Source organism: Erwinia sp. V71, from assembly GCF_965644245.1.
In the GTDB taxonomy this organism is placed as follows: Bacteria; Pseudomonadota; Gammaproteobacteria; order Enterobacterales; family Enterobacteriaceae; genus Erwinia.
The window spans coordinates 21,286-35,373 of sequence record NZ_CBFFRK010000034.1; the positions used below are offsets into that span (position 1 = coordinate 21,286).

The following is a 14,088-nucleotide window of genomic DNA, read 5'->3' on the forward strand; positions in this document are numbered from 1 at the left end:
ATAACTCACCTGTGTTACTCACTGTAGGAAAAGCATTGATCACTAAAAGGAGCAGCGCAAGCATTTAGTGGTTCCTTTTATGTAAATACCTATCTCTAAGGTGGTAACCGATTATGCAGAAGAGGAATCAATGACTTACACAGGAAAGGAACCAACTGATATTAAAGGGACCAATGTTCCTTTTGTTGATAACGCAAAAGGAACCACTTTTGGTGAAAGGTTGCGGAAAGTGATAGGTGATAAAAGTATGAGATCATTCGCAGCTGAGTGCGGCATCTCATATGGAGCTATGCACAAGTATTTTTCAGGCACAACACAGCCAAACCTGGATAACCTAGTGATAATTTCCAGAGTGTTAGGCGTCTCGATTGAGTGGCTGGCAACGGGTGTTGAAGAGAAAGAAGTTAAATCGAAGCCTTACTCTGTCGTGACTGGCTCCACAGAGGTTACCGATGTGCTGGGTAATGAGGTGGATTTGGAGGACTTTATCTTTGTACCACGTTACAACGTGGCAGCATCGGCGGGTTACGGCTCCTGGAATGAGCTGGAGAGTCCTATGTTTACTGTTAGCTTTCGTAAATATTGGATAGTGAATCATTTGAAGGCAGACCCGACCAAACTTTCTGTAATCAGCGTATCTGGGGATTCGATGGAGGGCGTGCTTAATGACAAAGATATCATCCTGGTTAATCACGGTGACCGCGAGCCGCGTGAGGGTATTTATGTGTTGCGCATTGATGGCCAACTCATCGTTAAGCGTGTACAGAGACTGCCAGGCTCAGAGCTGCATATCAGCAGCACTAACCCGGCATACCTGCCGTTCACAATAAATCTAAACAATGTTCCAAGCGACTTCGACATTGTAGGGAAGGTTGTCTGGTATGGGCGTGTGATCTAACGGTATTAAAAGCAGCTTAAAATTAAGTTAAAGATGTGCATTGCAGTGCAAAATTAAACACAATTTTTCTCATATTTGCTCAAAACTCCATGATGCGTGCAAAATCGTCTCGCATCGCCGCAGCCCTTGTCCTATCTGACTTTCCAGTCTCAGATCATCCCTGACTTAACTATGCAAAAACGATCACTCCCCCACAGTCGGCGCTGCCGTGGAACTGGCGGTGACAACGGCGATTGCCGGTGGTGGCGTGATCTGTCTGTTCGAAGAGTGGCTGCGTCCGGCGCTCGACAGTGGCGAACTGGAAGCGATTTTGCAGCCCTGGTGGCAGGAATTTCCCGGACCCTGGTTATATTATCCCGATCGACGCCTGATTCCGGCGCCGTTGCGGGCATTTATTGATTTTATTCGTGAGCAGCATTCACCGACTTCAGGGCCAGGATTATGACTAAAAGAGATGCAGCTTGTTTAATGACATTGGCCGTCAGCTCGGTGCTGAGTATTTCCGCCTACGCTGCTGAACCGTGCCCGGCGAACAGCAAAGTGGTGAACGACAGCAATAATCTGATTATGCTCGGCGGCACGGCGAAAGGGCCGATCCGCCAGGTGGTGGTGGGTGAGTTTGGCAAAGACGTCAATTCGCAAAAGCGGCTGCTCGGGCAGTTTGACCAGTGTGGCCGGTTGCTGGTGGCGGAAGCCAGTTACGATAAAAATGAGAATAATGTGCAGCTCAATATGGAGCAGCAAGTGATGCGCACCCCAACGGGCTGGCAGGCCGACTATAAGATTTCGGTGCGTGTTAATAAGGATAATAAGTGGGTTGAGGTCACCAATAAGCAGGGCATGGTGGCATACCAGCAGGGGAAAAATGGCAATATCACCAGTGCCAGCGATGTCTTTACCCTGATGGGCGAGAAAGGCTTTACCGACAGCACTTACACCTATGATAAACAGCTGCATCTGCAAAAAAGCGTCGCGCGTGGTACGGATCATCTTTCCAATGGTGAGTATCGTTATAAATGGAATGCCCGTGGCGATCTGGCGAGTGTCACCTCAGATAAAAGCAAAGATACCTACAGCTATGATAAGCAGCATCGCGAGCTGGGGCTGCGCGCGGTATCGAAAACACCGGTCAGTGGGATTACGGCCATTCATGAGTGCCAGTCATGGGATGATATGGGCAACTGTACGCTGAGTTATATTCAGGAAACCGAAGTCTTCGATAGCACCGCAATTAAACGCAATATCAGTGCAGCCTCGCGTTATGAGTACTGGAATGCGGAGAAGAAAAATAAATAGTCCCACCCCGGGACGTAAAACTGACAGAGAGGTTATATGGTAAGTGCATCACTGATCTCGTTTTTTGTCGCCATTGTGATTTTAACGCTGACGCCCGGCTTTGATACTGCGCTGGTGCTGCGTACCTCTGTCGCCAGTGGCTGGAAGAAAGCGCTGGCAACCGCACTGGGGATTAATGTGGGTTGTCTGGTATGGGGTGTGGCGGTAGGTCTTGGGCTGGGAGCGCTGCTGCTGGCGTCTGAAATGGCGTATAACCTGATCAAATTCGCCGGGGCGGCCTATTTGCTGTGGCTGGGTGTCGGCTTGCTGCTGAAACCGCGCACGGAATTTAATCCGCAGATGAATACTGGCAGCAAGCAGGCGGGGTATTTGGGTTTCTTCAGCAAAGGTTTATTCGGCAATCTGCTCAATCCTAAAGTGGGCGTATTTTATGTTTCTTTCCTGCCGCAGTTTATCCCGGCGGGGGCTTCCGTGGCGTTGTGGAGTACCGGAATGGCGCTGACGCATGTTGCGGTGGGTATTCTGTGGTGCGGTGTGCTGATTGCTTCCACGCATTATTTTGCTGAGAAGTTGCGTAAACCGCTGGTGATGAAAGTGATGGATCGCCTGACGGGCTGTGTGTTTATCGCTTTTGCTGCCAGACTGGCGTTGTCGAAGCGCTAAAGAGGGTGGTGCGATTTGAATGGTGCAGGCACAGGGAGCACTGTCAGATCGGGAAGTCGCTTTTCGCCATCCCTGGCCGCTCGGCCCGCGCCGTCCTGGCGCGGGACGCTTTCCTCTTCTGACCGTGTTCCCTGTGCTTCAGGCTTTTTCGTTGCTGCCAGTTATCAGTACGCAGGCATTGTACTCAAAACAGACGGGCCGGAAATATCCGGCCCGTCTGTTTTCGTTACGGCTTTGTCGCCACCAGCACCGCGCGTAGCGGCGCCGGATAACCTTCGACTGTTTTACTGCTGTCTTCCGGGTCGAGGAACTCCGCCAGCGATTCGCTGGTCATCCACTCAGTGCGGCGCTGTTCGTCAGTGCTGGTAATCGAGTAGTCGGCGATACGTACATCGACGAAGCCACACTTTTCCAGCCAGTTTTTCAGCGCGCCGGTCGATGGAATAAAGTAGACATTACGCATCTGTGCATAGCGATCGCCTGGCACCAGCACGGCCTGGTCATCACCGTCGATGACCAGCGTTTCCAGCACCAGTTCGCCACCGCTGACCAGCTGGTTTTTCAGCTGATAGAGGTGATCCAGCGGTGAGCGGCGATGATAAAGCACGCCCATCGAAAACACGGTATCGAAGGCTTTCAGCTCCGGCAGTTGCTCAATACCCAGCGGCAGTAAGTGTGCCCGCTGGTCATTACCCAGCAGTTTACGCACGGCTTCAAACTGGCACAGGAACAGCTGCATCGGGTCGATGCCGACCACCATTTGTGCGCCCGCGCCGAGCATACGCCACATGTGGTAGCCACTGCCGCAGCCGACATCGAGCACGGTGCGTCCGGCCAGCGGTGAAATGTGTGGCAGGACACGCTGCCACTTCCAGTCGGAGCGCCATTCGGTATCGATGTCGGTGCCGTACAGCGAGTAGGGGCCTTTGCGCCATGGCATCAGATTGCGCAGCAGGGTGGTAATCCCGGCGCGCTGGCGGTCACTCAGCGTGCTGCTGTCGGCGGTGACGCTGTTGAGCAGGTCCAGTCGCTCAGGCTGCAGCAGGGGTAAATGTTCCACCGCTTTATGCCAGTCTTTAAAGTGACCATGCAGGTTTTCGCGCTGCCAGGCGGCGATTTGTGCCGGCAGGGTTTCCAGCCACGGCGCTAGAGGGCCTTTGGCGATCAGCTGATAAAAGTCACCGAAGTCGATCATGCATTACTCGCTTTGACGGCAACCAGAGAGCCGAAGTTAAAACACTGGAACCACAGTTCGGCATGCTCGAAACCGGCGTGTCGCAGGCGCTGCTTATGGGTTTCCACGCTGTCGGTCAGCATCACATTTTCCAGCATGCTGCGTTTCTGACTGATTTCCAGTTCGCTGTAGCCGTTGGCACGTTTAAAGTCGTGATGCATATTGAACAGCAGTTCGCCGACCTGCTGATCCTCAAAGCTGAATTTTTCCGACAGCACCAGCGCGCCGCCCGGATTCAGTCCCTGATAAATGGTATTCAGTAACTGCTGACGCTCTTCTGGTGCCAGGAACTGCAACGTAAAGTTGAGCACCACCATTGAGGCGTTCTCAATGGGGATATCGCGGATGTCCGCTTCAGTCACCTCGACCGGCGTATCGGCGCGGAAGGCATCGATATGGCGGCGGCAGCGTTCGACCATCGCCGGGGAGTTATCGACGGCAATAATCTGGCAGCCAGGCACAGCAATATTGCGCCGCACAGAAAGGGTGGCGGCACCCAGTGAACAACCCAGGTCATAAACCTTGCTTTGTGGCTGCACAAAGCGTTCCGCCAGCATGCCAATCATCGAAATGATATTGGAATAACCTGGCACCGAGCGCTGGATCATATCGGGAAAAACTTCAGCTACGCGCTCATCAAAGGTCCAGTCGCCAAGCTTCGCTATTGGCGCGGAGAAAAGCGTATCGCGGTTAGGCATAACGGTAAGTCCGGTGAACTGCGGAAAGAAAGGGCATTATTTTGGCAGAAAGCGGCGCGCGCTGCACCTTTTCTGCCAGCATAACGTAATAAATGATGTGGCTGGCGAGTTCCGTGCCAGCACAGGGGTTGTCTGCCTGAAAGCGAGTGGGCTATCAATCGCTCCGCAATCGAATGATCAGAACAGCTGCGCCTGCTGCGGCCAGTCAGGTGCCGGGCCCATTGCGGGCAGCGCCTGTTGCAGATGCGGCCACAGGCTCTGGATTAACGTCATCGCCTCGCCAATATCTGGCGTATGAATAAATAACCACGGCTGACCATGCTGGCACCACTCCGGCAGTTTATGCAGCCAGTTAGTAAAGAAGGGCAGATTGGCCTGCGGATCGTCACCGCCGATAAAACGCACCATTGGATTGCTGGCGGTCATTACGGCATGCGGCGGAACTTTTGGTTTTTTGCGTTGTGCTTCAATCACCGCTGGCGTGCCGGAGGTGGCGGCATGTACCGGGCGGCTGTCGAGGATCACCCGGTTCACGCCACGCTGATGTAAGCCGCGATTCAGCGCCTGCTCATCGGCGCCTTTGGCGAAAAACGCCGGATGACGGACTTCCACGCCATACTGGAAGACGCGCGACAGGGCATCAAGAAAATGCCATAACGCCGGTAACTCTGCGGGGCCAAAGGCAGCGGGCAGCTGTAACCAGTATTGGCCGATGCGTGCCGCCAGCGGATCGAGGGTGCGGAAGAATTCTTCGATCAGATCGTCGCACTGGCGCAATGCAGACTTGTGGCTGATGGTGGCGGGAAATTTAAAGCAGAAGCGGAAGTCGTCGTCGGTCATATCGCGCCAGCGCAGTACAATTTCCGCTTTTGGCAGCGCGTACAGCGTGGTGTTGCCTTCGACGCAGTTAAAATAACGGGCATAATCCGCCAGGGTTTCCATCCCCAGCTTTTTCCATTGTGGGTGTTGCCATTGCGGTAAACCCAGGCGGATTGGTTGCATTCTCGTGTTCCTGTTCTTCCCTGTCAGGCCATTATTCTAAGACAATTTCGCCCGACTGACGAACCTGCGCAATACGCGGGAAAATCCAGTCGAAACTGCTCTGATGCTGTTCCGCACTGCCTGCGGTGCAGACGTCTTCAGCAATCACCAGGTTAAAGCCCAGTTCCCAGGCGTTACGCGCGGTGGATTCAACACCGATATTGGTGGAGATCCCCGCCAGCACGATATTTTCAATGCCACGGCGGCGCAGCTGTAACTCCAGGTCGGTGCCGTAGAATGCGCCCCACTGGCGTTTGATCACTTTAATATCGCTCTCCTGCTCGCCAAGACCGGCCGCCCAGTCCCACCAGTTGTCCGGCAGTACCGCTGCAGCATGCTGGGTATCGACCGGTTGCTTCAGGGCTTCGGCAAAATCAGCCGACCAGCCGACGCGTACCAGAATCACCGGCGCGTTCGCCGCGCGGAATTGCTGCGCCAGTTTTGCCGCACGTGCGACAACATCGCGGGCGCTGTGTGGGCCGAGGCCAAAAGGCAGAATACCTTCCTGCAGATCGATGAGTACCAGTGCCGTGGTAGCGGGATTCAGTTTCATTATTGTCTCCATAACAGCAGGGAAAAGGGCAGGTTAGCCAGAAAAGATGGCGGAGTGTGAGGCGAAAGGTGTCGTGAAGTGACGAATTTTGTTAGTTTTTGTGATAAACCCTGATACCAGCAGGCGCAATCGCTGCGATATGCGGCGCTTATGCAGCCCGGCACTTATCGCCTCGCCGATTTTACATTATAATGCCTGCCTTTTTCCGGGCAGCGTCTGCTCAACACCGGCGGCCATGGCAATATGTCCGGCTGGCGGGGAATCAAACAAGACGACCTGAATGCTGCGCGTGCAGCAGCGATGAAGTTAAAAGGATAGCGTTATGCGTACTGAGTATTGCGGACAGATCAATCTGTCTCATGTAGGCCAGCAAGTGACACTGTGTGGTTGGGTCAATCGTCGCCGCGATCTGGGCAGCCTGATCTTTATTGATATGCGCGACCGTGAAGGCATCGTGCAGGTGTTCTTCGATCCGGACCGTCAGGACGCGTTTAAACTGGCTGCTGAACTGCGTAACGAATTCTGCATTCAGGTAACCGGCACCGTGCGTGCGCGTGATGAGAAAAACAAAAACAGCGACATGGCGACGGGAGAAGTGGAAGTGTTCGCCACCGATCTGGTGATCATTAACCGTGCCGAGCCACTGCCGCTGGATTTTAACCAGACCAATACCGAAGAAGCGCGCCTGAAATATCGCTACCTGGACCTGCGTCGTCCGGAGATGGCGAACCGCCTGAAAGCCCGCGCGAAAATCACCAGCTTTGTGCGTCGTTTTATGGACGATAATGGCTTCCTCGATATCGAAACGCCAATGCTGACCAAAGCGACACCAGAAGGTGCGCGTGACTACCTCGTACCAAGCCGTGTGCACAAAGGCAAATTCTACGCGCTGCCACAGTCACCACAGCTGTTTAAACAGCTGCTGATGATGTCAGGCTTCGACCGCTACTATCAGATCGTCAAATGCTTCCGCGATGAAGACCTGCGTGCTGATCGTCAGCCAGAATTTACCCAGATCGACGTCGAAACTTCCTTTATGACCGCGCCGCAGGTGCGTGAAGTGATGGAGCGTCTGGCGCGCGAACTGTGGCTGGACGTCAAGGGCATTGACCTCGGTGAATTCCCGCAGATGACCTTTGCCGAAGCGATGCGTCGCTACGGTTCTGACAAACCAGACCTGCGCAACCCGATGGAGCTGGTCGACGTTGCTGACCTGCTGAAAGATGTCGAGTTTAAAGTGTTCTCTGGTCCGGCAAATGACCCGAAAGGTCGTGTGGCGGCGCTGCGTGTGCCGGGTGGTGCCACCCTGAGCCGTAAGCAGATCGACGAGTACGGCAAGTTTATCGAAATCTACGGTGCGCGCGGACTGGCCTATATCAAAGTCAACGAGCGTGCACAGGGTCTGGACGGTATCACCAGTCCGGTGGCGAAATTCCTGACGGCAGACATCGTTGACGCGATTCTGACCCGTACCGGCGCGGCTGACGGCGATATGATTTTCTTCGGTGCTGACAGCGCGAAGGTGGTTGCTGATGCCCTGGGCGCACTGCGTCTGAAACTGGGCCGTGACCTGAGCATCACCAACGAGTCTGCCTGGGCGCCGCTGTGGGTGATTGACTTCCCAATGTTTGAAGACGATGGCGAAGGCGGTCTGACTGCGATGCACCACCCATTCACTGCGCCAAAAGAGATGACGCCAGAGCAACTGCAGGCCGCACCGGAAACGGCGGTGGCGAATGCTTACGATATGGTGATCAACGGCTACGAAGTGGGCGGTGGTTCTGTGCGTATTCACAACGGCCAGATGCAGCAAACCGTGTTCAGCATTCTGGAGATTAACGAAACCGAACAGCGTGAGAAGTTTGGCTTCCTGCTTGACGCTCTGAAGTACGGAACTCCGCCACACGCCGGTCTGGCTTTTGGTCTGGACCGTCTGGTGATGCTGCTGACCGGCACCGATAACATTCGTGATGTGATTGCTTTCCCGAAAACCACTGCGGCGGCCTGTCTGATGACGGATGCGCCAAGCTTTGCCAATCCGGCTTCGCTGGACGAGCTGGCGATTCAGGTGGTGAAGAAGGAAAAGCCAGAGAATCAGTAATATGGCATATAAGCAGCCCGTCTCGGTGTTAGTGGTGATCTTCGCCCGCGACACCCGGCGGGTGCTGATGCTGCAGCGGCGTGATGATCCCGATTTCTGGCAGTCCGTGACGGGCAGTGTGGAAGCGGAGGAGACGCCCGCACAGACCGCCGCGCGCGAAGTGCAGGAAGAGGTTGCAATTGATATTCATGCCGAGCAGCTGACAGTGGTCGACTGCCAGCGGCAGATAGAATTCGAGATCTTCAGTCACTTCCGCCATCGTTATGCGCCGGGCGTGACACACAATCACGAACACTGGTTTACCCTGGCGCTGCCGACGGAACGGGCGATCACGCTGAGCGAGCATCTGGCATATCAATGGCTGGATGCTGGCGACGCTGCGCAGCTAACGAAGTCCTGGAGTAACCGCCAGGCAATTGAAGAATTTGTGATTTAATTTTTTATTTTTGGGTTCTGAAAGGCCAGGCGTTATCGGCGCAGCGAACTTGTTCGCCGCCAGCGCGCAGTACCCCGAGCGTACTCAGGTACGTGAGGGGTGCGAGCACTGCCGGCGGACAAAGTCGCAAGTAAGATAGCCTGTGCGAACTATCATTTGGAGACATACAAGAATGGCTGGCCATAGTAAATGGGCGAATACCAAGCACCGCAAAGCGGCACAGGATGCCAAGCGCGGTAAAATCTTCACCAAAATCATTCGTGAGCTGGTTACCGCTGCGAAACTGGGTGGCGGCGATGCTGGCTCTAACCCGCGTCTGCGTGCGGCGATGGACAAAGCACTGTCCAACAACATGACGCGTGATACCATGAACCGTGCCATCGCGCGTGGTGTGGGTGGTGAAGATGACAGCAACATGGAAACCATCATTTATGAAGGTTACGGTCCTGGCGGCTCTGCGGTTATGGTCGAGTGCCTGAGTGATAACCGTAACCGTACCGTATCTGAAGTGCGTCATGCCTTCACCAAAACCGGTGGCAACCTGGGCACTGACGGCTCAGTAGCTTACCTGTTCAGCAAAAAGGGCGTGATTTCTTACGCGCCAGGTCTGGACGAAGACACCGTGATGGATGCCGCGCTGGAAGCCGGTGCAGAAGACGTGGTGACCTATGACGACGGCGCGATTGACGTGTTTACTGCCTGGGAATCGCTGGGTCAGGTAAAAGACGCGCTGGATGCTGCCGGTCTGACTGCGGAATCCGCAGAAGTGTCGATGATCCCATCGACCAAAGCGGATCTGGATGCGGAAACTGCACCAAAACTGCTGCGTCTGATCGATATGCTGGAAGACTGTGACGATGTTCAGGAAGTTTACCATAACGGTGAAATTTCTGATGAGGTGGCGGCAACCCTGTAATGGCGTCTGCCCTGCAGTCTGCTAACGGAGGCGCGTGATGGCCATTATTCTGGGTATTGACCCCGGTTCACGTGTCACCGGTTACGGTGTGATTCGTCAGGTCGGGCGGCAGCTCACCTACCTTGGCAGCGGGTGTATCCGCACCAATGTGACCGATCTGCCGTCACGACTGAAGCTGATCTATGCTGGCGTCAGCGAGATTATCACCCAGTTCCAGCCTGAGTTTTTCGCCATAGAACAGGTATTTATGGCGAAGAATGCTGACTCAGCACTGAAACTGGGCCAGGCGCGCGGCGCGGCGATTGTCGCGGCGGTGAATCATGATTTACCGGTGTTTGAATACGCCGCGCGTCAGGTGAAACAGACGGTGGTGGGTATCGGCAGCGCAGAGAAAAGCCAGGTGCAACATATGGTACGCACCCTGCTGAAACTGGCGGCTAATCCGCAGGCGGATGCCGCTGATGCGCTGGCGATTGCCATTACGCATTGTCATGTCAGCCAGAATGCCAGCCAGCTCAGCAGCGGGCGCCTGCAACTGGCGCGTGGGCGTTTACGTTCTTAAAGACCTCTCAGGCTGGATATTCATCCAGCCTTTTTTATGTTATAAACACTGCCATCCCCTGATTATTCTAAGGAAGCTAATGTGATAGGTCGTCTGAGAGGCATCATTCTTGAGAAACAACCGCCCCAGGTATTAATCGAAGCCAGCGGTGTGGGTTATGAAGTGCATATGCCGATGACCTGTTTTTACGAGCTGCCTGAACTGAATCACGAAGCGATTATCTTCACCCATTTTGTAGTGCGTGAAGATGCGCAACTGCTGTTTGGTTTTAACAGCAAACAGGAGCGCGCGCTGTTCCGTGAACTGATTAAAGTGAACGGCGTCGGACCGAAGCTGGCGCTGGCGATCCTCTCCGGCATGTCCGCACAACAGTTTGTTACCGCCGTGGAACGCGAAGAGATTGCCGCACTGGTGAAACTGCCTGGCGTGGGCAAGAAAACCGCGGAACGTCTGGTGGTGGAGATGAAAGACCGCTTCAAAGGCATGCATGGCGACCTGTTTGCCAGCGATTCCACCTTTGCGCTGACCAGCGAAAGTCCGGCGCCGGCAGAAAACGATGCCGAAGCGGAAGCGGTCTCTGCACTGGTGGCGCTGGGCTATAAACCGCAGGAAGCCAGCCGCATGATCAGCAAAGTCGGGCGCGCAGGTGCGGACTGTGAGACACTGATCCGCGAAGCACTCCGTGCAGCCATTTGAGGTAAAGCATGATTGAAGCCGATCGCCTGGTCTCGCCGGGCGCCATCAGTGAAGAAGAGGTAATCGACCGCGCCATTCGCCCGAAGCTGCTGGAAGAGTATGTCGGCCAGCCGCAGGTGCGGGAGCAGATGGAGATCTTTATCAAAGCGGCGAAGATGCGTGGTGATGCGCTCGACCATCTGCTGATCTTCGGACCTCCCGGCCTCGGTAAAACCACGCTGGCGAACATTGTTGCCAACGAAATGGGCGTCAATCTGCGCACCACCTCCGGCCCGGTGCTGGAGAAAGCGGGCGACCTGGCGGCGATGCTCACCAACCTCGAACCCCACGATGTGCTGTTTATCGATGAGATCCACCGTCTGTCACCCGTGGTGGAAGAGGTGCTGTATCCGGCGATGGAAGATTATCAGCTGGATATTATGATCGGTGAAGGTCCGGCAGCGCGCTCGATTAAACTCGATTTACCGCCGTTTACCCTGATTGGCGCTACCACGCGCGCAGGCTCGCTGACGTCACCACTGCGCGACCGTTTTGGCATTGTGCAGCGCCTGGAATTTTATCGTGTGGAAGACCTGCATCATATTGTGGCACGCAGTGCCGCCTGTCTTGGCCTGCCACTGAGTGACGAAGGGGCGCTGGAAGTTGCCCGTCGTTCACGCGGGACGCCGCGTATCGCTAACCGTTTGCTGCGTCGGGTGCGCGACTTCGCGGAAGTGCGCGCGAATGGCAATATGAGCGGCGATGTGGCGTCACAGGCGCTGGATATGCTGAATGTCGACACCGAAGGGTTCGACTATATGGACCGCAAACTGCTGCTGGCGATTATCGATAAATTTACCGGTGGGCCGGTAGGGCTCGACAACCTTGCAGCGGCCATTGGCGAAGAGCGCGAAACCATCGAAGATGTACTGGAACCCTATTTAATTCAGCAGGGCTTTATCCAGCGCACCCCGCGTGGCCGTATCGCCACCCAGCATGCCTATAAACACTTTGGTATCAGCCGCGACAACAGCTGATACCGCGGGCAGTGTTCACCCCGTTGCCGCTGACGGGGTGGTGCTGCCGTTCCGTCAGTTCCAGGTGGGCGGATAAAAACGATTTAGCGTATCCCTGCATACCATCTTCGCCAGTTCTGACATATGTGTCGCCAGTGTTTCCGCGCAATGAACATAGGTGACGGTACACGGGATAGGCGTGGCTCCGGCAGGCATGTCCCCGGCTGCTGGCTCTTCATCTGTCACCTGTGTGGTTCCCAGCAAACGTCCTTTCAGCTCAGGATAGTCATCGATGCTGGGCGACGCCTCTTCGGGTGGCGGGCCGACAACAAACATATCGGGATCGAACCGGTAAGCCTCTTTCAGACAAATAAAGCTGTAAAACCGAAGCAGATACGGAGAGTTATCTTCGTCGCCAAGGTGTGTGGAGGAGGCGAGGCGGACAAAGATAATAGCGATGCAGAACAGCGTTGCTGCCTTTTCGTGGTCGCTGGCGTCATTCAGCGCATAAAGATTTAAAATCTCCTGATAATGCTGAGCGGTCATCGTGGGCTCGCTGTTGCTGCCTTCGTCAAACGTCATCAGAGGCCGGAAAATCGTCTCCAGTGGGGCCAGAGATTCAACGCTGGTGAGTTTGCGGCTGCTGGCGGGCTGGCTACTGGCATTGATAAACAGCGTGTAAAGATCGTCGTCCATATTTAACAGGGTGAACAGACGATTAAGCGGATTCAGGCTCTGCTGCGCCTGCCAGGAAGCGCGAAATAAGGGAAAATGATCTTCGACCAGTTGCGCTGTCGCATAGTTTTCCAGTTCCAGAACACAGCCATGATTGATTAGCCAGTAACGATCCCAGCTGCCTGGTGTGGGTTTAAGCATGAGCTGCAGGTCGGTGCTGGATATCAGCATTAATGGGCCAGCATGCTGTGCGGAAACCAGCAGAAAATTGGCGGCCAGATTGTCGCGCCAGTCCGTTTCAGATCTTTGCAACTGCCGGACAATCTCCACACTGCCGCGCTGCCGAAGCGATGCCTGCACGGCAGGCTGTTGCAGGTAGTGGTGATAAGTACGCAGCGCCAGCCGTCGCAGGTCAGTCTGCTGAGACGTGAAAACGGCCTGATTGATCAGCTGGGTAAACGCCCCCTGGTGTCTGAAGGCCAGCGGCAGATCACCCTGCAGATTGTCAAGAATAACGGAGAGCATGTCCTGGTTAAGCCGCGGCAGTGCGCGCAAATTGTATGCCGAGAGATACTGGCCGATAAGCTGATAGTTGAATGTCTGAATCCGTTCGCTTTGCCGCCAGAACGCACGCCCAAGGACATTGAGCAGCGGCCAGACGACTGCCGTAACCTCTCGTTCACTGCGCTCAAGTGAGTCAACCAGCTGTTCCGCCAGCCTGATCTTCAGCTTACTGTACTGTGGCGGAATGCCTTCCAGTGTACGCAGCAGACTGTCTGTGGGGTGCGCCAGATAGCGTCCCTGGCTGGCGTGGTTCCATTCCGGTAAATGCAGCGTCAGGCTGTTATTGAGCAGGATGTTTTTCAGCCCGACATTTATCATGCTGACGTGATTCATGATGGCGGAGGAAAGATCGGCGCCAGCCAGTGAAACACCCTCGATCCTGATACCGCTAATGATGCACTCTGCCATCAACACATCCCGCAAGTGTCCGCCTGTCACCGATGCCCCTTCAAGCGTGCCCTGGGAGAAGTCACTGCCCGAGAAATCACTGTCGGTGATAGTGCTGTCACGCATATCTGCACCCGATAAATTAGCGTCCTTTATCGCTGTGTGATCAATGCGTGCGCGATGCAACGTCACGCGGCAGGCTTCAATGCCATTTAGCCGGCAATTGAGCAGCGTGGCACCGGTTAAATTTGCATCGGTGATATGGGTGTTATTATGGAATCGACAGTCGAATAAATGTAAGCGTCTCATCCAGACCGTCTTTTATTTTTGCCCGTGTTTTCTACCATGGACACTTTCGCGAACATGGACTCTG

At 54.8% G+C, this 14,088-nt stretch carries 14 protein-coding genes and 1 pseudogene; 10 read left to right on the forward strand and 5 right to left on the reverse strand.

From position 1 onward, the window contains the following. Nucleotides 1–130: 130 nt before the first annotated feature. From ACSZO1_RS09890 to ACSZO1_RS09905, 4 genes and pseudogenes are all read left to right on the forward strand, one after another. On the forward strand, nt 131–898 hold the full coding sequence (locus tag ACSZO1_RS09890) for an XRE family transcriptional regulator (protein WP_437612012.1): 768 nt from the start codon (nt 131–133) through the stop codon (nt 896–898). Nucleotides 899–1,091: 193 nt separating this feature from the next. Continuing rightward, a pseudogene (locus ACSZO1_RS09895) lies at nt 1,092–1,343 on the forward strand (LysR substrate-binding domain-containing protein); the annotation flags it as partial. 23 nt (nt 1,344–1,366) lie between these two features. After that, entirely contained in the window at nt 1,367–2,194 is an 828-nt protein-coding gene (locus ACSZO1_RS09900; RefSeq protein ID WP_437612014.1) for a hypothetical protein, read from the forward strand. 36 nt (nt 2,195–2,230) lie between these two features. Next, nucleotides 2,231–2,857: a LysE family translocator gene (locus tag ACSZO1_RS09905; RefSeq protein ID WP_437612016.1), complete on the forward strand. Its 627-nt coding sequence runs from the start codon at nt 2,231–2,233 to the stop codon at nt 2,855–2,857. 226 nt (nt 2,858–3,083) lie between these two features. Here the strand turns inward: ACSZO1_RS09905 and cmoB are convergent, their stop codons facing one another. The 4 genes from cmoB to ACSZO1_RS09925 form a co-directional block, all read right to left on the reverse strand. Further along, on the reverse strand, nt 3,084–4,052 hold the full coding sequence (cmoB, locus tag ACSZO1_RS09910) for a tRNA 5-methoxyuridine(34)/uridine 5-oxyacetic acid(34) synthase CmoB (RefSeq protein WP_437612018.1): 969 nt from the start codon (nt 4,050–4,052) through the stop codon (nt 3,084–3,086). Then, nucleotides 4,049–4,789, reverse strand: a complete 741-nt coding sequence (gene cmoA, locus ACSZO1_RS09915; RefSeq protein WP_437612020.1) for a carboxy-S-adenosyl-L-methionine synthase CmoA — start codon at nt 4,787–4,789, stop codon at nt 4,049–4,051. Before cmoA ends, cmoB begins: the two co-directional genes overlap by 4 nt. A 177-nt stretch (nt 4,790–4,966) precedes the next feature. After that, nucleotides 4,967–5,791, reverse strand: a complete 825-nt coding sequence (locus ACSZO1_RS09920; RefSeq protein WP_437612022.1) for a DUF72 domain-containing protein — start codon at nt 5,789–5,791, stop codon at nt 4,967–4,969. 31 nt (nt 5,792–5,822) lie between these two features. Beyond that, nucleotides 5,823–6,386 carry a hydrolase gene (locus tag ACSZO1_RS09925; RefSeq protein ID WP_437612040.1) on the reverse strand — a complete coding sequence of 188 codons (564 nt, stop codon included), beginning with the start codon at nt 6,384–6,386 and terminating at the stop codon, nt 5,823–5,825. Between the two features lie 319 nt (nt 6,387–6,705). On the opposite strand from ACSZO1_RS09925, the gene aspS reads away from it, so the two are divergent. The 6 genes from aspS (at nt 6,706) to ruvB (ending at nt 12,110) form a co-directional block, all read left to right on the forward strand. Next, nucleotides 6,706–8,484: an aspartate--tRNA ligase gene (gene aspS / locus ACSZO1_RS09930; RefSeq protein ID WP_437612024.1), complete on the forward strand. Its 1,779-nt coding sequence runs from the start codon at nt 6,706–6,708 to the stop codon at nt 8,482–8,484. A 1-nt stretch (nt 8,485) separates the two neighbouring features. After that, complete coding sequence (gene nudB / locus ACSZO1_RS09935; RefSeq protein WP_437612026.1) at nt 8,486–8,920, forward strand: dihydroneopterin triphosphate diphosphatase; 435 nt, start codon at nt 8,486–8,488, stop codon at nt 8,918–8,920. 172 nt (nt 8,921–9,092) lie between these two features. Then, nucleotides 9,093–9,836 (forward strand): YebC/PmpR family DNA-binding transcriptional regulator, encoded by a 744-nt coding sequence (locus tag ACSZO1_RS09940; protein WP_437612028.1) that lies wholly within the window; start codon nt 9,093–9,095, stop codon nt 9,834–9,836. 37 nt (nt 9,837–9,873) lie between these two features. Beyond that, entirely contained in the window at nt 9,874–10,398 is a 525-nt protein-coding gene (ruvC, locus tag ACSZO1_RS09945) for a crossover junction endodeoxyribonuclease RuvC (protein WP_437612030.1), read from the forward strand. 81 nt (nt 10,399–10,479) lie between these two features. Next, the gene (gene ruvA / locus ACSZO1_RS09950; protein WP_437612032.1) at nt 10,480–11,094 is read left to right on the forward strand and encodes a Holliday junction branch migration protein RuvA; all 615 of its coding nucleotides are present in this window, start codon (nt 10,480–10,482) and stop codon (nt 11,092–11,094) included. Nucleotides 11,095–11,102: 8 nt separating this feature from the next. Beyond that, a complete protein-coding gene (ruvB, locus tag ACSZO1_RS09955; protein ID WP_437612035.1) occupies nt 11,103–12,110 on the forward strand; it encodes a Holliday junction branch migration DNA helicase RuvB in 1,008 nt (335 codons plus the stop codon). Between the two features lie 54 nt (nt 12,111–12,164). On the opposite strand, the gene ACSZO1_RS09960 is transcribed toward ruvB, so the two are convergent. Continuing rightward, a complete protein-coding gene (locus tag ACSZO1_RS09960) occupies nt 12,165–14,024 on the reverse strand; it encodes a pentapeptide repeat-containing protein (protein WP_437612038.1) in 1,860 nt (619 codons plus the stop codon). Between the last annotated feature and the right edge of the window lie 64 nt (nt 14,025–14,088).

What these genes read in the sequence shown, in the direction of transcription:
- ruvB (WP_437612035.1), top strand. Translation starts at nt 11,103, where the DNA reads ATGATTGAAGCCGATCGCCTGGTCTCGCCGGGCGCCATCAGTGAAGAA.
- ACSZO1_RS09920 (WP_437612022.1), bottom strand. Translation starts at nt 5,791, where the DNA reads ATGCAACCAATCCGCCTGGGTTTACCGCAATGGCAACACCCACAATGG.
- ACSZO1_RS09900 (WP_437612014.1), top strand. Translation starts at nt 1,367, where the DNA reads ATGACATTGGCCGTCAGCTCGGTGCTGAGTATTTCCGCCTACGCTGCT.
- cmoB (WP_437612018.1), bottom strand. Translation starts at nt 4,052, where the DNA reads ATGATCGACTTCGGTGACTTTTATCAGCTGATCGCCAAAGGCCCTCTA.
- cmoA (WP_437612020.1), bottom strand. Translation starts at nt 4,789, where the DNA reads ATGCCTAACCGCGATACGCTTTTCTCCGCGCCAATAGCGAAGCTTGGC.
- nudB (WP_437612026.1), top strand. Translation starts at nt 8,486, where the DNA reads ATGGCATATAAGCAGCCCGTCTCGGTGTTAGTGGTGATCTTCGCCCGC.
- ACSZO1_RS09960 (WP_437612038.1), bottom strand. Translation starts at nt 14,024, where the DNA reads ATGAGACGCTTACATTTATTCGACTGTCGATTCCATAATAACACCCAT.
- ruvC (WP_437612030.1), top strand. Translation starts at nt 9,874, where the DNA reads ATGGCCATTATTCTGGGTATTGACCCCGGTTCACGTGTCACCGGTTAC.
- ACSZO1_RS09890 (WP_437612012.1), top strand. Translation starts at nt 131, where the DNA reads ATGACTTACACAGGAAAGGAACCAACTGATATTAAAGGGACCAATGTT.
- ACSZO1_RS09905 (WP_437612016.1), top strand. Translation starts at nt 2,231, where the DNA reads ATGGTAAGTGCATCACTGATCTCGTTTTTTGTCGCCATTGTGATTTTA.
- aspS (WP_437612024.1), top strand. Translation starts at nt 6,706, where the DNA reads ATGCGTACTGAGTATTGCGGACAGATCAATCTGTCTCATGTAGGCCAG.
- ACSZO1_RS09940 (WP_437612028.1), top strand. Translation starts at nt 9,093, where the DNA reads ATGGCTGGCCATAGTAAATGGGCGAATACCAAGCACCGCAAAGCGGCA.